Source organism: Salisediminibacterium beveridgei, assembly GCF_001721685.1.
GTDB lineage: Bacteria > Bacillota > Bacilli > Bacillales > Salisediminibacteriaceae > Salisediminibacterium > Salisediminibacterium beveridgei.
Genome location: NZ_CP012502.1, coordinates 957,753 through 980,492, shown reverse-complemented (window position 1 = coordinate 980,492; position 22,740 = coordinate 957,753). Strand labels below are relative to the sequence as shown.

Annotated in this window: 21 protein-coding genes; 7 read left to right on the top strand and 14 right to left on the bottom strand. The window is 47.5% G+C overall.

Annotated elements, in window-relative coordinates; all coding sequences use genetic code 11:
- Window positions 1-43: 43 nt before the first annotated feature.
- The 4 genes from BBEV_RS04415 to BBEV_RS04400 form a co-directional block, all read right to left on the bottom strand.
- On the bottom strand, window positions 44-697 hold the full coding sequence (locus BBEV_RS04415; protein ID WP_069364363.1) for a FadR/GntR family transcriptional regulator: 654 nt from the start codon (window positions 695-697) through the stop codon (window positions 44-46).
- A 67-nt stretch (window positions 698-764) separates the two neighbouring features.
- Window positions 765-1,973: an NADP-dependent malic enzyme gene (locus BBEV_RS04410; protein WP_069364362.1), complete on the bottom strand. Its 1,209-nt coding sequence runs from the start codon at window positions 1,971-1,973 to the stop codon at window positions 765-767.
- A gap of 108 nt (window positions 1,974-2,081) precedes the next feature.
- Window positions 2,082-5,474, bottom strand: coding sequence for a DNA polymerase III subunit alpha (dnaE, locus tag BBEV_RS04405; RefSeq protein ID WP_084007216.1), 3,393 nt, complete (start codon window positions 5,472-5,474; stop codon window positions 2,082-2,084).
- 92 nt (window positions 5,475-5,566) lie between these two features.
- Window positions 5,567-6,511 (bottom strand): DHH family phosphoesterase, encoded by a 945-nt coding sequence (locus BBEV_RS04400; RefSeq protein ID WP_069364360.1) that lies wholly within the window; start codon window positions 6,509-6,511, stop codon window positions 5,567-5,569.
- Window positions 6,512-6,578: 67 nt separating this feature from the next.
- Here BBEV_RS04400 and BBEV_RS04395 point away from each other — a divergent pair, with 67 nt between their 5' ends.
- Window positions 6,579-6,935, top strand: coding sequence for a YtpI family protein (locus BBEV_RS04395; protein WP_198155065.1), 357 nt, complete (start codon window positions 6,579-6,581; stop codon window positions 6,933-6,935).
- A gap of 50 nt (window positions 6,936-6,985) precedes the next feature.
- Here BBEV_RS04395 and BBEV_RS04390 read toward each other — a convergent pair whose 3' ends face one another.
- Window positions 6,986-8,293 (bottom strand): DRTGG domain-containing protein, encoded by a 1,308-nt coding sequence (locus BBEV_RS04390; protein ID WP_069364358.1) that lies wholly within the window; start codon window positions 8,291-8,293, stop codon window positions 6,986-6,988.
- Between the two features lie 328 nt (window positions 8,294-8,621).
- Between BBEV_RS04390 and BBEV_RS04385 the strand changes: the two genes are divergently transcribed.
- On the top strand, window positions 8,622-9,311 hold the full coding sequence (locus BBEV_RS04385; protein ID WP_069364357.1) for a hypothetical protein: 690 nt from the start codon (window positions 8,622-8,624) through the stop codon (window positions 9,309-9,311).
- A 69-nt stretch (window positions 9,312-9,380) separates the two neighbouring features.
- Here the strand turns inward: BBEV_RS04385 and BBEV_RS04380 are convergent, their stop codons facing one another.
- Window positions 9,381-10,067: a metal-dependent hydrolase gene (locus BBEV_RS04380; protein ID WP_069364356.1), complete on the bottom strand. Its 687-nt coding sequence runs from the start codon at window positions 10,065-10,067 to the stop codon at window positions 9,381-9,383.
- A gap of 215 nt (window positions 10,068-10,282) precedes the next feature.
- On the opposite strand from BBEV_RS04380, the gene BBEV_RS04375 reads away from it, so the two are divergent.
- Window positions 10,283-11,374, top strand: coding sequence for a M24 family metallopeptidase (locus BBEV_RS04375; protein WP_069364355.1), 1,092 nt, complete (start codon window positions 10,283-10,285; stop codon window positions 11,372-11,374).
- 72 nt (window positions 11,375-11,446) lie between these two features.
- Here BBEV_RS04375 and BBEV_RS04370 read toward each other — a convergent pair whose 3' ends face one another.
- Window positions 11,447-12,208, bottom strand: a complete 762-nt coding sequence (locus BBEV_RS04370; protein WP_069364354.1) for an SDR family oxidoreductase — start codon at window positions 12,206-12,208, stop codon at window positions 11,447-11,449.
- Window positions 12,209-12,390: 182 nt separating this feature from the next.
- On the opposite strand from BBEV_RS04370, the gene BBEV_RS04365 reads away from it, so the two are divergent.
- From BBEV_RS04365 to BBEV_RS04355, 3 genes are all read left to right on the top strand, one after another.
- Window positions 12,391-12,840 (top strand): universal stress protein, encoded by a 450-nt coding sequence (locus tag BBEV_RS04365; RefSeq protein WP_069364353.1) that lies wholly within the window; start codon window positions 12,391-12,393, stop codon window positions 12,838-12,840.
- Window positions 12,841-12,860: 20 nt separating this feature from the next.
- Window positions 12,861-13,178: a hypothetical protein gene (locus BBEV_RS04360; RefSeq protein WP_069364352.1), complete on the top strand. Its 318-nt coding sequence runs from the start codon at window positions 12,861-12,863 to the stop codon at window positions 13,176-13,178.
- A gap of 379 nt (window positions 13,179-13,557) precedes the next feature.
- Window positions 13,558-14,760, top strand: a complete 1,203-nt coding sequence (locus BBEV_RS04355) for an ISL3 family transposase (protein ID WP_069366590.1) — start codon at window positions 13,558-13,560, stop codon at window positions 14,758-14,760.
- Window positions 14,761-14,838: 78 nt separating this feature from the next.
- Here BBEV_RS04355 and BBEV_RS04350 read toward each other — a convergent pair whose 3' ends face one another.
- From BBEV_RS04350 to sppA, 5 genes are all read right to left on the bottom strand, one after another.
- The gene (locus BBEV_RS04350) at window positions 14,839-16,029 is read right to left on the bottom strand and encodes an acetate kinase (RefSeq protein ID WP_069364351.1); all 1,191 of its coding nucleotides are present in this window, start codon (window positions 16,027-16,029) and stop codon (window positions 14,839-14,841) included.
- A gap of 252 nt (window positions 16,030-16,281) precedes the next feature.
- Complete coding sequence (locus tag BBEV_RS04345; protein WP_069364350.1) at window positions 16,282-17,283, bottom strand: class I SAM-dependent methyltransferase; 1,002 nt, start codon at window positions 17,281-17,283, stop codon at window positions 16,282-16,284.
- A gap of 174 nt (window positions 17,284-17,457) precedes the next feature.
- A complete protein-coding gene (tpx, locus tag BBEV_RS04340) occupies window positions 17,458-17,955 on the bottom strand; it encodes a thiol peroxidase (protein ID WP_069364349.1) in 498 nt (165 codons plus the stop codon).
- A gap of 78 nt (window positions 17,956-18,033) precedes the next feature.
- Complete coding sequence (locus tag BBEV_RS04335; protein ID WP_084007215.1) at window positions 18,034-18,597, bottom strand: RDD family protein; 564 nt, start codon at window positions 18,595-18,597, stop codon at window positions 18,034-18,036.
- An 11-nt stretch (window positions 18,598-18,608) separates the two neighbouring features.
- On the bottom strand, window positions 18,609-19,595 hold the full coding sequence (gene sppA / locus BBEV_RS04330) for a signal peptide peptidase SppA (protein ID WP_069364348.1): 987 nt from the start codon (window positions 19,593-19,595) through the stop codon (window positions 18,609-18,611).
- Between the two features lie 140 nt (window positions 19,596-19,735).
- Between sppA and BBEV_RS04325 the strand changes: the two genes are divergently transcribed.
- The gene (locus BBEV_RS04325) at window positions 19,736-20,533 is read left to right on the top strand and encodes an NAD kinase (RefSeq protein ID WP_069364347.1); all 798 of its coding nucleotides are present in this window, start codon (window positions 19,736-19,738) and stop codon (window positions 20,531-20,533) included.
- A 64-nt stretch (window positions 20,534-20,597) separates the two neighbouring features.
- Here BBEV_RS04325 and BBEV_RS04320 read toward each other — a convergent pair whose 3' ends face one another.
- Complete coding sequence (locus BBEV_RS04320) at window positions 20,598-22,205, bottom strand: amidohydrolase (RefSeq protein WP_069364346.1); 1,608 nt, start codon at window positions 22,203-22,205, stop codon at window positions 20,598-20,600.
- An 88-nt stretch (window positions 22,206-22,293) separates the two neighbouring features.
- Window positions 22,294-22,707 (bottom strand): hypothetical protein, encoded by a 414-nt coding sequence (locus tag BBEV_RS04315; protein ID WP_069364345.1) that lies wholly within the window; start codon window positions 22,705-22,707, stop codon window positions 22,294-22,296.
- Between the last annotated feature and the right edge of the window lie 33 nt (window positions 22,708-22,740).

The following is a 22,740-nucleotide window of genomic DNA, read 5'->3' as shown; positions in this document are numbered from 1 at the left end:
GCATACTGCTATTATGTGGAGTGGTACTGTCCGATGGGACGCTCTAAAATTCACTGTTCTCAAGATGTTCAAGCAGTGCACTCACCGCTGCATCTGCATCCCGTTTCTCGATTGCCTCAACAATCAACTCATGCTCCCTGAGGGCTTTCTCAATTCTTCCTTCTCTCTCCAGAGAAGATTTCAATGCCGCTTTACTGTAAGCCACCAGAGGGCGCCAGATATTCAGCATCAGCTGATTGTTCCCGGATTGGACGAGCATCTTATGAAAAGCATAATCCTCCTCTACCGGGACGTCTCCTTCTTCTGAACCATTCCTGGCTTCTTCAATTAATTCCTTCAGCTTCACCAGTTGCCAGGCTTCATGCCGCTCACAGGCTAATCTGACCGCTTCTGCCTCAATGATCCGTCGTGTCTCTGAAAGGTCCTGTCTTGCTTTTGGTTCCCGGAGGAAAAAACCGGCCAGCAGTTCGGCCAACCTGTGACTCCCGGGCTGTTTGACAAAAGTGCCTTCCCCTTTCCTCGTCTCGATTAAATCAAGAAGTTCGAGGGCACGGAACGCTTCTCTGACGGAGGAACGCCCGGCATCCAGCCGCTCGGCCAGTTCCCGCTCTGAGGGCAACTTGTCTCCTGCGATCAAGCCATCTTCTTCGATTATCTCATCGATGGCTTTAAGGATATTCATATAGACTTTATCCATTGTTTCATCACGTTCCTATCTTCTTGAAAATCCGGACCGCTGGTTATCAGACCGGTCCGGATACCCACTATTCCTCTTCGATCATCGTCAGTTTGTAGGTTTTCCGCTCCACTGCATCCGGGTCAACTTTTCGTCTTGCAACACCCGTTTCCATCGCAGCCATGGCGACAGCTTTTGCAACTGCTGGTGCCACCCGTTTATCGAATGGCCCGGGGATCACGTAGTCCGCATGAAACTCGTCATGACCAACGAGACCGGCAATGGCTTTGACCGCTGCCACTTTCATTTCTTCATTGATATGCGTGGCATTCACGTCAAGGGCTCCCCGGAATATTCCGGGAAAAGCAAGAACATTATTCACCTGATTCGGGAAATCCGACCGACCCGTACCAATGACACTTGCCCCTGCAGCTTTTGCTTCTTCAGGCATGATTTCCGGTATTGGATTGGCCATCGCAAAAATGATCGGATTGTCATTCATGCTCTTAACCATGTCTGCCGTCAATGCTCCTTCTACCGACACCCCGACAAACACGTCTGTATCTTTTATGACATCCCCCAATTTCCCTTCTTTCTTTTCGAGGTTCGTCTTAGAGGCAAGCTCATCTTTCAAATCATTCATGCCGTATGGTCTGCCTTCAAAGATGGCTCCTTTGGAATCACAAAGAATAAAGGATTTACAGCCCATACTCATCAACAGTTTGATGATGGCAATTCCTGCCGCTCCTGCACCATTGACAACCACTTTGATTTCTTCCATTTTTTTGCCAGATAGCTTCAGGGCATTCAACAGTCCGGCAGCCGTAACGATCGCGGTACCGTGCTGGTCATCGTGAAAGACCGGAATATTCAATTCTCTTTTTAATCGTTCCTCAATGTCGAAGCAGCGGGGTGCAGAAATGTCTTCCAGATTGATCCCGCCGAAAGTGGGCTCCATCAATTTCACTGTGTTCACGATTTCATCCACATCGTTGGTATTCAGGCAAATCGGAAAGGCATCCACACCTGCAAAAGATTTAAACAGTACGGCCTTCCCTTCCATGACCGGCAATGAAGCTTCCGGCCCGATATTCCCGAGTCCAAGAACAGCCGAACCATCTGTCACAACGCCTACCATATTCCCTTTCACCGTGTAATCATAAACGGTTTGCGGATCCTCAAAAATCTCTTTACACGGTTCCGCGACCCCCGGTGAATAAGCCAATGATAAATCTTCAGCATTCCTGACAGCAACTTTTGGTGTGGTTTCAATTTTACCCTGATGCACTTTGTGCATATGTAGTGCTTCTTCTCGTAATGTAGACAATGCCCCCACGCTCCTTTTTGGAATCTGGTGGTCAGACCACCCCTAGCCTCTGTTATTATATCAAAAAAAATCCGTTCATCACACCCTTGATGAACGGAAATGCACATTCTTTTTACCAAGTATCCCTTCGAGTTTCATCAAAAGCTCGTCTTCAGCGGCGATATTCCAGAGTTCCGATAATTTCTTCACTTCACCGGAGGATTCGTATTTGATCACGACCGGGACATCACCAGGTGTATCCTGCAGCACTTCTTTAACGGCTTCACCTTTACCGGTTTTTTCATGAAGCAACGAAATGAACAAATACAATACCGGCTGCTGCTTGTCTTTCTTTCGCATTTTCAGCATATCGATCGTGATGGCTTTTTCCATGATGAGATTCCACTGATCCTGCCGCCACTGCATTTGACCTTCGAGAAAAACAAGCTCCTGTTTTTTCAAGCTCATTTGATGGTTCTTCAAGACCTTCGGAAACACCGTGACGTCGAGTCCGCCTGTTTCATCGGTGATATGGATGAACGCCATCTGCTCGCCTTTTTTCGTCTGGACATAGCGGACCTTCTCCACCATACCGGCAACACGAACTGTTTTCCCTGACTGCCCGTGTGTATCAATGGCCTCATGAATCGACATTTTGTTAAACGGTCTCAGCAGTTCCTCATAATCCTCCACCGGATGACCGGACATGTAAAAGCCCATTGCTTCCTGCTCTTCATCCAGCTTATTCATTAACGTCATTTTGCCGCCGGTCGTGTAGGCCGGTTCGCCGCCTTCCTGGTCAAAAAGCGAAAATCCTTTGCCTTCCTCATCACCATATTGAATCGCATCATCAAGGGATGCAAACAGCGTCGTTCTCTCAACGCCAAAATCATCCATTGCTCCTGCCATAATCAGGGATTCAATCGCACGGCGATTGACTTTTTTCAGCGAGACCCGTTTGCAAAAATCAAACAGGCTCGTGAAGGGTCCTTCAAGGCCGCGGACACGGACGATTTCCTCAATCGCCTGCACGCCGGTATAGCGGATGACAGTGAGGGGTAAATAAATCGCCCGTTCAACAACCGAAACACCCAACCCGCTATGCTGCACAGAAGGACCTGATACCATGAGATTCATGTCCCTGGCCTCTGCCATGAAGCTGACCAGTTTATCCGGTGCGTGGACGGTCTGTTCCATCAAAGCTGCCATAAACGCATCCGGGTGATGCGTTTTCAGCCAGCCGAGTCTGCAGGAGATCATGCTGTATGCCACCGCATGACTCCGATTGAACCCATAGTTGGCAAACCGTTCAATCAGATCGTAGACCGATTCTGCCTCAGCGGTGCTGTACCCCTTCCCTTCAGCACCCGACACAAACAGGGTTCTCGAGCGATCCAGTTCCTCCTTTTTTTTCTTACTGACCGCCCGCCGGAGAAGATCTGCCTCAGCAAGGCTGAATCCTGCCATCACGGCGGCAATTTGCATGATCTGTTCCTGATAAATCATGACCCCGTAGGTTGGTTTCAAAATCGTCTCAAGATCTGCATGCGGATAGCTGATCGGCTCCTCACCATTTTTCCGTGCGATAAACGTCGGAATCTGTTCCATCGGACCCGGGCGGTAGAGGGCGTTCACGGCTACGATATCTTCAAAACGGCTTGGGCGAAGCTGTTTCAGTACCCGGCGCATCCCTTGAGACTCCAGTTGAAAGATGCCGTTGGTCGCCCCTTTAGCAAACAGCGCAAACATCTGATCATCCTCAATCGGGAGCCTTGTTACATCGAGCCATTCCCCGTTTTTTTCATAGACCAGTTCTCTGATCCGTTCCATAAAGCTCAGGTTCCGCAGCCCAAGAAAATCCATCTTTAACAGCCCTAACGCCTCGAGATCATTCATCGGGTATTGCGTGAGAAATAAGCCGTCATGGCCGGACTCGAGCGGCACAACATCCGTCAGTGGATGTTCACTCATCACCACTCCAGCTGCATGAATGGACGTATGCCTCGCCAGTCCTTCAATGGCCTTTGCTGTATCAAATAAATCTCTGCCCGAAGGCATTGCCTCCAGCAGTTCTCGAAAGCTGCCGGATTCAGCGTACGCTTCATCGAGCGTGATGTTCGGTCTCGAAGGAACCTGCCTGGTCAGCTGGTCCACTTCACTCACCGGGATCTCCAAAGCCCGTGCCGTGTCTCTCAGTGCAGCCTTTGCTGCAAGTGTTCCGAAGGTGATAATCTGTGCCACGTGAGAAGACCCGTACCGATGCTGTACATAGTGGATCACTTTGTCCCGTGACCGGTCCGAAAAGTCGATATCGATATCCGGCATGGAAACCCGCTCCGGATTGAGAAACCGTTCGAACAGCAGGTCATACGCCAACGGGTCCACGTCCGTGATCCCCAGCACATAAGCAACGATCGACCCTGCGGCAGATCCTCTTCCCGGACCGGTCAAAATGCCTTGATCATGAGCAAACCGCATAAAATCGGCTACGATCAGGAAATAATCTTCGTACCCCATTTCCCGGATCACACGCAGTTCTTTCTTCAATCGTTCTTGATAAGCCTCATCCGGATCGCTCACTCTGGCTGTTAATCCCTTTTCACACCAGTCCCGGAGCACCTGAGAGGTCTCTTGTCCGGGTTCGAGAGGATAGGAAGGAAGAATCTTTCCGCCAAAAGGCAGTTCCACTTCACACTGATCGGCGATCGTATTCGTAACGTCGAGGGCCTGACGCCATTTGGCAAATTGCTCTTGCATCTCCTGTTCACTCTTCAAATACATCTCAGGTGATAACAGGCTGTCATCCATTGCTTTTGTGGACGTTCCTTCCCGGATCGCCTGTAACGTCCCTGCTGCATTGAACTGGCTCTTGTCAAAAAAATGGACGTGATTCGTTGCAACGACCTGTACCTGATTCGCAGTGAGCCAATGACGGATCGACTGCATTCTCATCCGCTCCCAGGGAAGCCAGTGATTTTGAATTTCCACATACACGGACTTCGGACCTGCGATCGCTTTCAGTTGACCCAAAAAGTCTGACGCAGCCTCTTTGTCACCTGCTTCTGCGAGGCTTTGCATTTCACCTGATGAAAACGGGGAAATAATCAGAAGATCCTCTGCTTTTGATCTGACCTCTTCGAGCGTCACGAAAGGGAGTCCTTCACGGGAAGCGGCCAGGGTTGCCAGCTGAACAAGCGACTGATAGCCTGCATAGGTTTTGGCATAGAACAGCAGCGTATAAGCGGCTGCATTGCCTCTTTCCGGTTCATTTCGGGACACGGTCAGTTCTGCACCGAGAATCGGCTTGATGTCCTCCTTTACACATGCCTGGTAAAAGGCGGCGGTTCCGTACATATTGTTCTTATCCGTGATCGCAAGTGCGGTAAATCCCTGTTTCTTCGCACGTTTCACCAGTTCCTGTATCCTGACGAGACTCGTCAGTAAGCTGAATTCTGTATGAATATGTAAATGAGTATACGCCAACCGATTCACCCCTTAAATCAGAACACTTGTTTCTTTCATTATGCCCGATTCCCTTCAAAATGAAAAGAGAAATCTGCACGATTGACAGATTCCTCTTTTGCTTATACGAATTGCCCGCACAATGTATCCAGTTCCTTGCTGAAGGCTTCCGCTTCTTCCCATGTGAAGGCTGACGCTCCGGCGGCCATCGGGTGTCCGCCACCGTGATACTTCTCGGCGAGTTTGTGGATCTCCGGACCTTTTGAACGCATCCTCAGCCGTATCTGATCGTCTTCTTCCACAAGAAAAGCCCAGGCCTTCAAGCCTTCAAGTGCCGAAAAGCTGTTTACAATCGCCGCTGCTTCTTTTGCATCGACGCGGAAGCGCTCGAGAACGCTCTTCGGTAAATGAACAACGGCAGCTCCGCTAGGTTTTACTTCAACGCTTGAAAGGACATATCCCTCGAGTCGCAGCATCTTCTCGGATTTCATATACATTTTTTCATAGATTTCCTCTCTCGAAAACGGCGCAGAAACCAGTCGCGCTGCAGCTGCAAAAGTCCGTTCCGTCGTATTCGGAAAACGGAACCGCCCGGTATCTCCAACGATGCCCGTATATAAATAGCGCGCCATTTCTGGCTTGGGTGGCTTTCCTTGAAATGATTCAATGCTGTCAAACAGTTCATAAACCATTTCAGAAGTGGAACTCGCTTTGGCATCCACCCACTCCACATCTCCGAATGAATCGACCATTGGATGATGGTCAATCTTAATCAAAGCTGCCCCTTTTTGAAAACGTTCATCATCAATCCGTTCACGGTTCGCTGTATCACAGACAATGACAAGCGCTCCTTCAAACTCTTCATCTTTCACTTGATCCATGCGTGTCAGAAAATCAAATTCCGGATCGCTTTCCCCACTCATCAGTACTGTTTTGTCGGGATGGAGCCATTTAATAAGTTCCATAAGACCCGCTTGAGAACCGATGGCATCGGGATCGGGACGGACATGTCTCAAAATAATGATCCGGTCATATTGTGCTATGTAATCTAAAATCTCATTTTTCAATCTTTACACATCCTATTCACAGTTGCTTTCTTTTTACAGAGTATTCTACAATAGACGAAAGTGCAAGGTGAAAGACCGGCCATCAGATGGTTTTCACACTGCCAAGAAACAGAAGGGAGCAACACTCATGTTTGGTGCCATTACGATCATCGGATTTCTGATGATCTTCCTGTATTTTAAAGTCTATCAATACCGTTCTCAACATGAAGCCATCCGCCGTTCCTACGGTGCGAAAAGCAATATTGCCATCGGCTTCTTTTTCATCAGTTTTGCAATCAACAGCTATGTACAGCTGCAGTCATCGGTTGCAGCTTTTGTCCTCGTAGCTTTCGTAGCGTTCGGCGGGGTGAACATCTTCCTCGGTTACAAGCACTTCAAAGCCCTCCAGCCATATGTAGAGAAAGCTTTGGCTGAGAAATCCTGAAAAACCGGACTCCGTGTCCGGTTTTTCAGGTTTCTTCAGGACCGTTTTCTTTACCTGTCAATCAACTGCGCCACGAGGAGCGCTTTCCCGACAAGCAGTCCCTGGTGGAAAATTTCCACATCCACTTTACCGAATTTCCGTCCGACTTCGAGGACTTTCGGCTTCACCAGAATCGCTGCGTCAATTTGAACGGGTTTAATAAAAAAGATCGTAATGTTCTCAACAACCAGATCGCCTTTTTTGTATTTTCGCAGCACCCTGCTGCTCGCTTCGGTCACAATCGTCGTCACCACACCATAGGAAATGGTCCCGAGGTGATTTGTCATTTGCGGCGTGACTTCGAGCTGAAAGGCATGTTCCTGAGGTGTTGACACATCCTCAAAATGACGCGTCACCAGGTCCTCGATGGTGTCTCCCACATGGGGCTGCCGCTGTAACATTTGCAGCGCCTTCAATACATCCTGCCTGCTGATAACCCCAATCAGTTTCTTGCTCTGATTAATGACCGGCAGGAGCTCAATGCCTTCCCACACCATCATGTGCGCCGCTGAGGCCACACTGGTCATACTGGTCACAGAGATGGGCTGCCTTGTCATGATTTTCTCGACATTGGTATCCGGTTCTTCTCCAATAACGTCTTTCGCGGTAATGATCCCTTGCAGCTTAAGATCCTTATCCACCACCGGATAACGGCTATGACCTGTCCGTTCGTTCAATTCATTCCACTTGAAGAGTTTCTCACCGGTGACAAGGTAATCCGTCTTATCCACAGGAATGAGAATATCCTCAACAGAGATGATCTCTTTCTTGATCAGCTGATCATAGATGGCCCGGTTGATCATGGTTGCAACCGTAAACGTATCATATGAAGTGGAAATGAGCGGTAAGTCAAGCTCATCAGCAAGTCGTTTCACATCGTCACTGGTGTCAAAACCACCGGTAATCAATACCGCAGAACCCGCTTCAAGGGCCAGTTTGTGGACCTGTTCCCGGTTCCCGACAATCAGCAGGTTGCCTGCCTCCACATAGCGCATCATTGCTTCTGCTTTCATGGCACCAATCACAAATTTGTTCAGCGTTTTATAGAGACCGTTTCTGCCACCCAGGACTGAACCTTCAACAATATTAATGACTTCGGCGAACGTCAATCGTTCGATGTTTTCTTTTTGCTTTTTCTCAATGCGAATGGTGCCCACCCGCTCGATCGTGCTGACCAGTCCCTGATTTTCAGCATCTTTAATCGCTCTGTAGGCCGTTCCCTCACTGACACTCAGGACCTTGGCTACATGTCTTACGGAGATTTTGTTGCCTACTTCCAATGATCGGATGTGCTGTAATATTTGCTCGTGCTTTGTCATGCAAGGGTTCCTCCTTGAATTTATGTACTGTTGTTATGTGATATACTGTCTGTACTATTACAAGTATATGATGGAAAACAAAGAACTTCAACCTTTCGTTTTTTACAATCTTTGATCTTTTTCCTGATTTATTCACTTGCACAATGGCTTTCCATCTGATTATGATTAAGAAAACCCGGCTTATCGCCCGGCCTATGGCGAAAGCCATCATTGCACTTATACTCCATTCCTTCAGTCAACTTCAACATTCCTCTGAAGTATCATAAAACAGGCAGAATGATAACCGGTAACGACGAAGATAACCTGGACCGAAGAGGAGGAGAGCATCATGGTTAGGAAATTCATCTGGATCGGTGCAGGCTTTTTGACGATGTCCCTGATCACAGCCTGTCAGAACGATAACGTCGAAGACAGCTCCCTTGACATCAGTTTTGAAGAAGTCGAGGCCGTCTATCACGAAAATACTCCCCCTTTGAGTGCGGATGATTATGCCGATTTAACGGCCTATGCCCAAATTCTGTTTCAGAACCGTTTGTATCTTGTTGATGAAGATGATGTGCAGGAAATCGAGAAATGGTTTATCCGTTATTATATTCAGCGCGAGGAATTCCAGGAAGATTGGGAACTCATTGAAATGATCCAACTCGCCGAAGATCGTTACATTTATGAACAGGCATGGCGGCAATATGCAGAGGATGAATACGGAGTATCAGTCACCGACGAGATTGTGGAACGCCAGGCGCGTTACAACGTTCAAGTATACGAGAACAACACACCTGCCCTGATCGAAGGTATGTCAGCAGGGTTGGACAAATCTCTTGAAGAATTCCTGATGGTTTTCGATCGGGACCACGCAGAACGGACAGTCATCTGGCAGCGGTTGATCCCGGAACTTTTGGAAGGCAGCCAGCACGACGATTCAGAATATATGAGTGGTGTCCACTTAAGAGAGCAATTTGATCAGGAAGTGGAAGAGTACTTGAATGAGATTGGAGAAATCTCTCTCCATAAAGAATGAAGAGGCCGGGTATCAAACCGGCCTCTTCCTTTCTGTCCAGATCTCTATGAGACCACACATCTGGTTTTTTTACAGTTTAATTTCATCGCCCGGTTTCATTGGTATCCCTTCCTGGTCGGCCCCCAGCGATTTGCAGAAGGCTTCACCGTCCTGCTCAATCAAAGGAAATGTATCATAGTGAACCGGGACAACTTTTTCTGCACCGATCCACTTGGCTGCGATACGGGCATCTTCAGGTCCCATCGTGAAATTATCTCCGATCGGCAGGAAGGCCAAATCGATTTTCTCCAGTTCCCCCAATAATTTCATGTCTGAATAGAGTCCTGTATCCCCGGCATGATGAATCGTTTTGCCTTCAGCCTTCAAAAGAATACCGGCCGGCATGCCCATATACGTGATCGTCTGATTCTCATCATCGGTCCAGGCTGATCCATGGAACGCCTGCGTAAACTTAACGGTGCCAAAATCAAATTCATGGGCACCACCGATATGCATTGGATGGGCATCGACCCCTTGCCAGCCCATATACGTAGCCAGTTCAAACGGGGCAATGACTTTTGCGTCACAGCGTTTGGCGATTGCCACCGTGTCTCCAACGTGATCATTGTGTCCATGAGTCAGCAAAATCACATCCGCATGAACGTCGCCTGCATGTAAATCCGTGGCCCCGTTCCCTGTAATAAATGGATCAATCAAAATGGTGGTTCCGTTCGTCACTACTTTTACAACCGCGTGTCCGTGAAATGAAACATTCATCTTCAAACACCTCTCCTTGTCCTTGTGATTAAAACACCTGTCATTCTTTACCCTGAATAATCTTGAAATATTCATAAGAGCACCCGTTTTCCGGTTCCGGGGACTGAATATCCTCTGCACGACCGTTTGAATTCATGATAGACTGAAACGAGTGTGTCACTTTTACCAGTGTTAATCTAGCTCCATCAATTCTATCGAAAGGATGATTGATACCGATGAATGAACGCATAAAAACCCTGCAGGAAAACATGAACCGGGAAAATATCGATTATGTAATGGTTCAGTCAAGGCCGAATGTCTTTTACCTGACAGGCTTTGATGCCGATCCACATGAAAGGCTTTTGGGCGTTGTGATTCCGAAAGAAGGCAATCCGACTTTGATTTGCCCGCAAATGGAAGTCAATCAGATCAGCAAATTGTTCAATCCTGAGTGGATTATCGGCTATACGGACTCGGAAGATCCATGGTCAAAACTGTTCAGTGCATTGCAGCCTGATGCACAGGTTGTTGCCCTTGAAGAAAATATTCCCTGGACCCGTTTCACAAGCTGGCAGTCCAACTGCCCGGGGAGCCGCTACGTGACCTGCGATCATCTCTTAAATGCGATGAGACTGACAAAGTCTGACGAAGAGATTTCGATCATGAAAGAAGCGGCGGCACTTGCTGATCAGGGGATCCAGGCAGGTGTTGACGCTCTCAAGGAAGGCGTCACGGAAATGGAAGTCATCGCACAAATTGAGTACACGTTGAAAAAAGAAGGTGTCCGGGAAATGTCTTTCTCCACAATGGCTTTGTTCGGAGAAAAATGCGGGGATCCTCACGGGAATCCTGGTATGCGCACCTTACAAAAAGGTGACGCCGTGCTTTTTGACCTGGGCGTCGAGTGGAAAGGCTACACGTCAGATATGACGCGTACCGTCTTTTTCGGAGAAGTAAGCGAAGAGCAAAGGACCATCTATCAAACCGTTCTCAATGCACACTTGAAGGCCGTGGCGCTTTGTAAGCCCGGCACACTCATTCAATCTCTGGATCAAACTGCAAGAAAAGAAATTGAAGAAGCCGGTTACGGGAACTATTTCCCGCACAGGATTGGTCATGGTATCGGCATACAGGTGCATGAATTCCCCTCGCTGAACGATCAAAATCAGAACGCGTTGACCACTGGCATGACGTTTACCATTGAACCGGGGATTTACATTCCCGACATTTCCGGTGTGCGGATTGAAGACGAGATCCTGATCACAGAAGATGGCTGTGTATCATTAAATTCTTTTCCAAAAGACCTGCAGGTCATTTGGAATTCATAACGGTTTTAATACCGCAAACAGCCACACCCGTCCTGACTGGAACCGAAGGTGTGGCTGTTTGTGTTACTCATTTTACGCCCTGTGACTGTGAAGAACGTCCATCCCGCCTGTCACTTCAACGACCGCACCGGTGATCATGTCCGATTCTTCTCCGGCAAGAAACAGCACAGTGCGTGCAATGTCCTCCCCGGTACCCGATCGCCCGACAGGTGTTTCTTCATCCGGCTGTCTGCGGGAATCTGCAATGGACGACTCTTTCATATCGCCAAGGATCTTCCCTGGACAAACCATATTGGCTGTAATGCCAAATTCTGCTTCTTCAATCGCCACCGTCTTCGTAAGCGACGTCAATGCAGTTTTGGATGCAGCAAAAGCAGACCGGTACAGCCAGCCTGGCGTATGATCCGAGGCTTGAAAACCGTATGTAATGATCCGTCCGAATTGCTGTTTTCTCATAATGGGAATGGCTTTTCTGAACAAGTGAAAGGCTGAGTTTAAATTCCCATCCACCATCTCATACCACTGCTCATCGGTATAATCTGCGAGTTTTTTCCGCTCGAACACATAAGGTCCTGCATTGCAGATCAACAGATCCACACGACCAAACCGTTCGACTGCGCTGTCCACGAGTGCCTCCATATCGTGACGGTTCGTCACGTCACCTTTCAGAAATGATAAACGATGCTTCGCTTCACTGAAAGCCTCTTTCATCGCTTCTACGGCCTGTTCATCACTTCGGTAATTGACGGTCACACTATATCCCTCGTGAAGTAATTGTTCTGTTACTTGTTTCCCTAATCCTTTCGTGCCTGCTGTCACAATGGCATGACGCATAACGACCACCCTCTCCGGACAAAAAATCTGAATACAACGTCCATTATATCGACCATTCCCCGCTTAAGTAAAAAAATAACCACTCATTGTTAACTGATTCACGAAAATGTCGTCAAAGTTCTAAAGATTTGCTATAATGAAAGTGAGTAAGATGATTTTACTTGAAAAAAGGAGGTCTTCACATGCCATTGAAGTACAACAACGTTCTGGTAGCTGTGGATGGATCGAAAGAAGCAAAGAGAGCATTTAACAAAGCCGTACAGCTTGCAGGTGATCACGACGCTAACCTTTTTATCAGTCACATCATCGACACACGCACATTTGCCTCTGTTGAGCATTATGATCGTACGATTTTCGCAGAAGCGGAACAGTACGCTCGGGATATGCTTGAAGAGTACAAGGAACAGGCCCTTGAAAAGGGGATCAAAAAAGTATCGCTGGTTCTCGATTATGGTTCACCAAAAGTCAAAATTGCCAAAGACGTTGCAAAGAAATATGAGATTGATTTGATCGTGACAGGCGCAACCGGTCTGAATGCTGTTGAACGCTTCTTGATCGGCAGTGTGTCTGAACATATCACGCGCCACTCTGAATGCGACGTACTGATTGTCCGTTCGGAACCCAATTCGTAAAAGTGAGGTAGGATTGATTCATGGAACTTGTTACATTTGAGTATGATAACCGGCTCGGGATAGCCGTGCCCCAATTTACTAAACCTTTAGAAGAACTTCCCTACCAAGAGCAGGTCCAAGTGATGCTGCATTGGGAAAAAGAGCGGGGAAAAATCCCAGACAGAATAGCAGAGCTGGAAAATGAAATTAACGTATTGCAGGATCTTCTCTATGAGGAGAGCCACTTCGACACCAGCTGTGAATTAAACAGTAACATCTCTTCTCTCGCTTCTACCATCAATGACCTCTGGTTATGGTACCGGGCTGACGAGAACGTTGAAGTTCGTGCACACCATTAATAGCCATCATGCATACAAAAAGCCTCCGGATCCGGAGGCTTTTTTTCGGGCTCTAAAATATATGTTGGGGTTTAGAAACAATTGCGGTTCTCTCTTCGAGGTGTTTTTCATTCCCTATCTGCGGACGCTTGCCAAGGGGCTTGTCTTCAGCTAATTCTGTCTCAGCTTTGCATCGTCAGAATGGATCTTCAGACTGCACTGATCCCTCTGGCGTCGCCGCCTGTCACTCATGAAAAACAAGCTGATTTGTTCAAAGACAGTTTGTGACATGGCCACAAATTTGGGGATAAAAAACACGCAGGCTCCTCTATCCTTTACACTTGAATTGACGAGAAACAAAGTGAAGGAGAGGATCTGCGTGCATACTACTGATTTTAACATGAATTTTCCGGGGTTAGAAGAAGCGATCGTCACGAAAACAGCCATTGTTGATGGGGAAGTACACATTCATATCGAGATGGAACGTGAGCCGCACAGGTGCCCATGTTGTTCTGAATGGACGAGTAAAGTCCATGATTACCGGATCCAGAAGGTGCAACACCTGAAGATGTGGGAACGACCTACGGTCTTGTTCTATCGTCGAAGACGTTACGTGTGCCGATGCGGCAAGCGATTTTCTGAACAGATTAAACTGGTGGAGCGTTACCAACGACACACTTTGGAATGGAATCAGGCGTTGGGACTCCGTGTGATCCAGGGAAAGAATTTCACGGACACGGCCAGACAGTTTCATACGTCTCCGACCACCGTGATGAGAAGGTTCGATCAGATCGCTGCCCCTATGTTGTCGGAGGTGAAGGAACTCCCTTCGGTCATTGCCATCGATGAGTATAAGGGAGACACCGAAAAAGGGAAATATCAAGTCATGATTGCAGATGGTTTGACAGGAAAACCATTGGATATTTTGCCGGACCGTGCGGTCCAAACCGTCAAACGTTATTTACAACAGAAAGGCAGTCAAGTCCGGATCGTGGTTATGGACATGAGCCATTCCTTTAAATCAGCGGTAGACCAGGCATTGGGCAAACCTGTTATTGTCGCCGACCGGTTTCATTTCTGCCGTTATATCTATTGGGCGCTGGACCGGATTCGGCGCCGTGTACAGAAGGAATTCCACGAATATGATCGGAAAAAGTGTAAACGGATGAAGCATGTTTTTCATAAACACGCGCAAGACTTAACGGAGAAACAACACTGGTATCTTCAACGCTATCTGTCTTTGTCAGAAGAGCTTCGTGAAGCCTATGAAGTGAAAGAAGCTTATCGCGATTGGTTTGAAACGGCGAAACAGGCTGGGCAACATGATGTGCGAAGCGTAAAAGAAGAACTTCATCTGTTCTATCAATGCGTGGAGGCATCGGAGATGCAAGAGTTTCAAGACGTCCTGAAAACATTCCGAAATTGGAAAGTGGCCATCCTGAACAGCTTTGCCTATGGTTATACAAACGGTCCGATCGAAGGGTTAAACAATCAGACGAAAGTGATCAAACGGAATGCATTCGGATTCAGACGATACGATCGTTTCCGATTCCGGGTATTACTGCATCATCAATTCAAAAATGAACATTTTCAAGTAGGATAAAGGGGCAGCGGCAAAATGCCACTACCCCAACAATTGACTTAGAACCTTTTTTCGTTCCTGTTCTTCTTTACTCAATAACTATTTCGAGCTGAGCCGAAGTGTATCACGGGCAATCATCACTTCTTCATTCGTTGGAATGACCATGACTTTAACCGGTGAGTGAGGATAGTTAATAAAGGCTTCTTTTCCTCTTGTCTTGTTCAGCATCGGATCCCAATATACTCCCATAAATTCAAGACCGTGAAGCACTCTCGAGCGGATTTCGTCACTGTTTTCGCCGATACCTGCAGTGAAGATAATCGCATCGAGGCCGCTCATACGTGTCGCATAAGAACCGATGTATTTGTGGATGCGTGAGGTGAAGACATTCAGCGCAAGCGCAGCACGATCGTGGCCATCCTTTGCCTTCAATTCAATATCACGAAGGTCACTTGAGAATCCGGAGAGCGCAAGCATACCGGATTTTTTATTCAGAACATCCATTACTTCTTCTGCGGTCATGTTTGCTTTATCCATGATATACGGAATCAGGGAAGGGTCGATGTTACCGGAGCGCGTTCCCATTGTCACACCGGCAAGTGGTGTAAAGCCCATTGACGTATCCACAGACTTGCCGCCTTCAATCGCCGCAATACTTGCACCGTTACCAAGGTGACAGGAAATCAGGCGAAGATTTTCCACCGGGCGCCCGAGCATATCGGCTGCACGTTCGGAAACATACTTATGTGATGTGCCATGAAAACCGTACTTACGAATGCCGTAGTTTTCGTAATATTCATAAGGCAGACTGTAAAGGTAAGAATCTTCAGGCATCGTCTGATGAAATGCTGTATCAAACACAGCGACTGACGGGACATTCGGCAAAATTTTACGAAATGCATTGATCCCGACGAGATTTGCAGGATTATGCAGCGGCGCCAGATCAGATACTTCATCAATGCCGTTGATGACATCTTCTGTAATCAAAACGGAATCATTGAATTTTTCCCCGCCGTGAACAACACGGTGACCGATGCCTTCGATTTCATCAAGCGAGTTGATAATCCCTAAACTGATCAGCTTATCCAGCAGAATTTCGACAGCTTTGGCATGATCGTCAATCGCTGTTGTATCTTTCTTTTTATCACCCTCTACTTCGATGGTGAAGACCGCATCGTTCATTCCGATTCGCTCTACAATTCCCTTTGTGACAATCTTCTCTTCCGGCATTTCGAGAAGTTGAAACTTCAAGGATGAACTTCCGGCGTTTATCGCCATAATTTTAGACATAAATGATTCGCTCCTTTTTTATTTTATTTCAATTGACCAGCGGACACACTCTCGATTGTTCACGTATAACCACTATTAATTAAAACACTTAAAAAAGAAGTTTGCAACCTCTGTTTCATCGCCGACTGTCCCAAAGACTATAACACAGATTCCCCATGAAACCATTGCCATTCCTGTGATTCAGTTCTCCCATTGGGTTTTCTGTACAAATACAGACTTGTGCAGACCGTAACAGATACCAATGTGAACATTTTATGACAAATGATCACTGATCCAATCAGAGATTTGACGGGTCATGTCCTGAAGAGCCTCTTTACGGCTGAATGATGGCATCTCTGCAAGCAGTGCCTGTTTCGGTACCGTCATACCTGTTTTCTTCTTTCGCAGCAAAAGAAAACTCTTCTGTTGCTCCTTTGCTTTAAACATGGTCTCTGGCAATTGCAGTAACGCATAAATGACTGCCGAGTCTTTTAAATAAGCTTGCAGTATATCTGCCTGCTCGGATTGGAATAAGGTGTTCGGGATCAAAAATAACAGAAATCCGCCTTCTTCCACCTGTCGCAGACTTTTTTCGATCAGAAGGTGATGCACATACGTCGGTGTACCTTGTGCCTTCGTCTGAAATCCATCGATCACCTGTTCATCAGGATAGTAGCCAACCGGCAGATCTGAGACTACGAGGTCCACCCGGTCGTCCAGTCGATCCATTTTGACCGAATCATCATGAACACCCGCAAGGTCCAGTCCTTGCACGCCACTGTTTATAAACAATAGATTAGCCAGGGTTTCATCTGCTTCCACACCGATCCCTGCTACCGGGGCAGACTGCTGATTCATGACACCTGTCAACAGATTTCCCGCTCCGGCTGCAGGATCAAAGATTTTTTGCGTTTTGTCTGCTTCTTTTTGCAATAATTGACTCACGAGAAAACCGGCGAACACCGTCACCGCATCCGGTGTCATTGCATGGTGAGGCTGTGTCGCTTCTTTCATCCCTTTCAGGACTGCCAGTTGCAGCGCTCTTCGTCCTTCCTCTTTATCATAGCTGAAGGGCGGCTTCACCTCTTTGACGATTTGTTCCACCTGTTTTGAAGCGTCTTCTGACAAGCCGTTGATCGGTTCGTTTTGGTGAATCATCAGATTCCCTGCCAATGACAGTGCTTCCAGGTATAAGATCCCCAGTTCTGACTGGAGGAGACTCGCTGCTTTGTCCAATGTTTCATACATGATTTCTGTTTTTGTTGTTGGGTTCATTTTATTTCAGCCTTCCTTTTTTTGATTCGTTAAAGCTTAAAGAAAACCAGGCTTGTCGCCAAGGTTAGATGGCGAAAGCCTTCGTTGCACTTCTACTTTACTCCTTTAACAAAGTTAACCTTTCTTAAAGCAGAAGAAAAGCATCGATAATCGATGCTTTTCCATAGAATCATATTAGCTCATTTCTTTTGCAGCTGCAATTGCCTGATCATAATCCGGATGATTGGTTACTTCCGGAACCACTTCTTTATATTGCAGTGTACCGTTCTTGTCGACGATAAAAATGGAACGCGCCAGTAATCTCAGTTCATCGATGACAACACCGTACTTCATTCCAAAATCAAGATCGCGGTGATCAGATGTGACCTGGATGTTATCGACACCCGCGGCTGCACACCAGCGTCTCTGCGCGAACGGCAGATCCACTGAGATCGTGATGATCTCAACATCATCGAGTTTGGATGCTTCTTCATTGAAACGTCGCGTCTGTTCATCGCAGACTCCTGTATCAATCGAAGGTACAACGCTGATCAGTCTGGTTTTTCCGTTGAAATCAGAGAGCTTCACATCTGACAAATCATTTGCCAGTACTGTGAAATCAGGTGCTTGTTCCCCTTTTTGAACCTCTGTTCCTTTCAATGTTACCGGATTTTCTTTAAATGTTACAGTCATACCGTCAGCTCCTTCTCCCGAATTTTTCGTATTTTACCTACGATTTTCAGTTTAACATACTGGCTGGTTGATCTTCCATTATGATGCTTCTTCCTTCTTTTTCACCGGTACAGTAAACCCTTTGCGGGGTTCGAGAATGACCAGTGAATTTCCGATCCGATCATGAACCCCTCTCTTTGTCGGGGCAAATGCCACAATGAGATAGAGCAGATTCGTAATCACGAGGGATCGGTGGATAAACCGGCCGATCACTTCACGGAAAATGACATCCGTCCAGCTTAATTCCTGATTTTCAAATGGAATCACCCTGATTCCGAGTGCCATTTTGCCGAGGGTCTGCCCCCAAAGCTTCGTCAGGATGACAAAATATGAGAAAGAAATCAACGCAGAAAGCGCTCCTGCTGCTGTATAAATCCCAATTGTCAGCTGATCAAGATCTGCCGCAAGATACATGACGCCCAAAATCAGGCCGCTCAGGCTGCTTGCCACAACCAAATCCACCAGGTATGCCCAAAAACGCATCCAAAAACCGGCATAGTAAAACGTCATCGTCTCATAATCATCCAAATGATCATGACGAGCGGGCTCTGGCCGCTGATCAGGTTCTTCTTCCAGGGGAATCGTATTGTTCTCTTCACTCATGTATCTTCACCTCAATTCGTATACAGATACATTACCCGTGCACCTGCATTAGAGTTAATGACTTCTTCGATCATTCTTGCTTCCGAACCGGGCATCAGCTGACTGCCGAATCCGGCAAGCGAACCGAATCCAGCGGGTCCGCCGTATTCAACCACAGAAAGATCGCCCCGTCCAAGTTCCTCAATCATTTCTTCAATTGCATGATTGCGGTTACCGATTTCATCAATCAGACCATTTTCAACTGCCTGGTTTCCTGTATAAATCCGGCCATCTGCAAGCTCATACACTTCGTCTCTCGATAAATTACCGCGTCCGTTATCGACGACATCCACGAACTGCTCATAGGAATCCATAACGATTTCATCCAATAACTCACGTTCTGCCTCGGTAATATCCCTGGTTGGGTTCAGAATATCCTTAAATTCACCGCTGGTGAACGTCTCGAGGGATACACCCCATTCTTCTGCCAGACCTGCTGCATTCACAGACTGGATAATCACACCGATGGAACCGGTGAAGGTCTGTGCATTGGCGTAAATCTTTTCCGCAGGAGCGGAAATGTAGTAGCCGCCGCTGGCAGCCTGACCGCCCATCACGGCATAAACCGGCTTTTCAAACTCCTCTTGAATCGTTACAATCCGTTCGTGCAACTCATCGGATTCAACCACGCCACCTCCTGGCGTATTCACCTGCAAAATCACACCGTGCACTTCCGGGTCTTCGCCTGCGTGTTCGAGCATCCGGAGGGTCTGCTGATGATCATAGCCGACGCTGAACAGACCTCCCGCGCCGCCATCCTGAATCGTACCCTCCACTTGAATCACTGCTAACTTACCAGGGGTCGTTCCCTGCTCTATCACCTGTTCGCCAAATTCACGATCAATGGACATCATTTGTTCAAAGTCCTGCCCGAAATTTTGCATACCTAACGTAAAAAAACCTGAAACGACAAACAATAATACTGCAGCACCGAGTGCTACCCAACGTTTCACATTCATAAAAAAACACCTCACCAATCTTAAAATGTTCAGCAATCGCTCCGCTAATTTGTTAGAATTAAATTATGTAAGCGATTTTTGCTGAGAGTTGTCGAAGAATCGCACACCTAAAGCACTGACTACGAAAGGACGTTGATGACATGACAAACCGAAAAAATGCTTTTCTGTTCTACAAGAAGGACGAAGAACTGGAAGAAAAGATTCACAAAGTCCGTGAGATTGGCCGAAAATATGACTATCAGCTGGTTGAAAATCCAAAAGATGCCAATATTATCGCCAGCTTCGGTGGAGATGGGACTTTTTTACAATCTGTCCGTAAAACCGGTTTTCGAGAAGATGCCCTCTATGTAGGGGTCAATGATGGTCGCTTGGGATTCTATACAGATTTTAACACAAATGATCTTGAAAAGATTGAATTGGCACTCCAATCTGATCAAACAGAAGTCCTTCAATACCCTACGCTTGAAGTATCGGTTGATGGAACCGAATCATTTCAGTGTCTGAATGAACTGTCCGTTCGTTCACAGATCATCAAAACGTTTGCCATCGATGTCTATATCGATGGACTCTATTTCGAAACCTTCCGGGGCGATGGCATGGTCGTTTCCACACCGACAGGCTCCACCGCGTATAACCGTTCACTGAGTGGCGCCATTGTCGATCCTAAGCTTCCCAGCATGCAGCTGACAGAGATTGCATCGATTAACAACAATCAATACCGGACCCTTGGCGCCCCGCTTATTTTGAATCATGATCGGGAATTAACGCTGAAGATTGTCCAGGATGGTAACGACCATCCCATCATCGGTGCGGATAACGAAGCACTCAGCATCCGTCATTCGCATGAGATTAAAGTGAAAGTATCAAATAAAAAAATCAAGACGCTGCGTATGAAAGATAATCTCTTTTTGCATAAAGTGCGCAGATCGTTTCTTTGATTCAATCAGCCCCCGTCAGACCGGTTCATCCGTATGACGGGGGTTCTCTTTTTATTCGATCCATTCAAGAACGGGTTCCCTCACGGCTGTCGTACATGATGCTGTCGTCAACGACCGTCAGCAGTGCGTGAACCTTGAGCCAGTCATCCGGCTCAAGCATAAACAAGTCCTGCGACAATACTGTGAAATCAGCCTCCATGCCAGGTTTGATCCAGCCCCGGCGCTCTTGATGACCGATCGCCGCTGCAGCGCCCTTTGTGAAAAGGCCCAGCGCCTCGAATAAGGTCAATTTCTCTTTGGGCAAATACCCTTCATGATCCACTCCTGGCATTCGTCTGGTTACCGCAGCATGAAGGCCAAGAAGTGGATTCACCGGTTCAATGGGAGCATCCGAACCGCCGGCACAGATCAATCCTTCATGAAGCAACGTCTTCCATGCATAACAGGATTGTATCCGCTCAGCGCCAAGCCGGTTTGCCACCCATGGGAAATCCGATACCGTGAAGCGAGGCTGAATATCAAGAGCTACCGGCAAACGTTTCATCTGTTCAATCAACGACGGACGGAGGATCTGCGCATGAATGATCCGGTCCAGTGCTCCGCGGGGCGGCGGTTCTTCTTCGAGAGCCGTCAGCGTCTCAGCCAATGCCTGATCGCCGATGGCATGAATCGCCACTGGCATCTGGTAGCTTCTGGCCAGGTGAACAAGTGCTGTCAGCTGTTCTTGCGTATGAATGGCAACGCCGCAGGTTGATTCATCATCTGCATAAGGTTCACTGAGATAGGCGGTTCTCCCTCCAAGTGCACCATCGGTAAAAATCTTCACGGACCCGAAATCGAGAAAGTCCGAATCCGGCCCATTCGGATACGTATCAAATACCACTTTTGCTGCTTCGTGGTGAACGAGTAAATTCGTACGGAATTTCCGGTTCGATCCGTCGACCACTTTTTCAAATACCCGCACCGTTTCGACAGGGTTCCCGTAATAAAACAGATCTTCCGTGTGGCCACCGGTATACCCGTTAGCAAACAGATCTTCCAAAGACGTTGTCAGGGTGCGTTCAATATCAGCAAATTTATGTGACGGCAAACAGTATTTCACCAGTTCCTGTGCCTGATCGTGGAGATAGCCTGTCGGTTCACCATCTTGATAACGTTCAATCCGCCCGCCGGAAGGGTCCTGTGTCCCTGTATGTACGCCTGCGATGTCCAGCGCTTTGGAATTCACGGAAACCGCATGCCTGCAGATGCGGGTAATGAGAATCGGGTGATCACGGCTCACTTCGTCCAGAATCCGCCGATCCGGAATCTGTGCATCCGCAAACAGGTTTTCATTAAATCCTTCGCCAATGACCCAGTCGCCAACCGGAACGGTATTCGCTCGGTTTATCAGGCGTTCCTTTACTTCATCCAGCGATCCGGCGTCTGAGAGATCAAGTGTTAACAAACGCTCCCCATGGCCAATCATGTGCAAATGGCTATCTGTGAATCCGGGATACAGGCAACCTCCCTCCAAATTGATTTCCCGGGAAATGATAGCACCGTATTGTTCCATCAGTTCGTCTTCAGATCCAACGGCCAGAATCTTCCCTTCCTGTGTGATCAACGCTTCCGCCATATCCTCCGCAGTCAACAGTGTCCGAATGGTTCCGTTACGATAGAGAGTCGCCAAAATAAATTCCTCCTTATACACTTTCGTATTGTTCGTTTAACAGCGATCGTGCACAGCAGTGAACCGCTGTGCACGATCATTCAAGCTCCTATTCTTCTTCCTCTATCCGCTCAAGGACAGCGTCTACGGATGCAATGTCCGGAAAATCTCCCGGGCGAATACCCCGTTCACGTATCAAGTGCCCCTCTGTCCCCGACATGCCCTGTTCCTCTTCAACCAGGTCCTCATTGATACCGGTTGAATCCTCCTCAGGCATCCGGGGTGTATCTTCTTCACCTGGATCATCCAAAGCTGATGCCTCCTCTTGATCCGCTGGCGACATGCCATTTTCTGCATCAAGTGCTTCCTCAAACATTTCAGGAACGCCGTCATCTTCTGATCCGGCACCCTCCATCGTATCCAGTTCATCCGGGCCAGAAAAAATCGTAAACAGCAGAAAACCCCATATGGACGCAGCCACGATAGCCACTCCACCAATTACTCCTTTTTCTTTAGCAACCATCGTTTCATTCAGCTCCTTTATCTCCCGACAGTC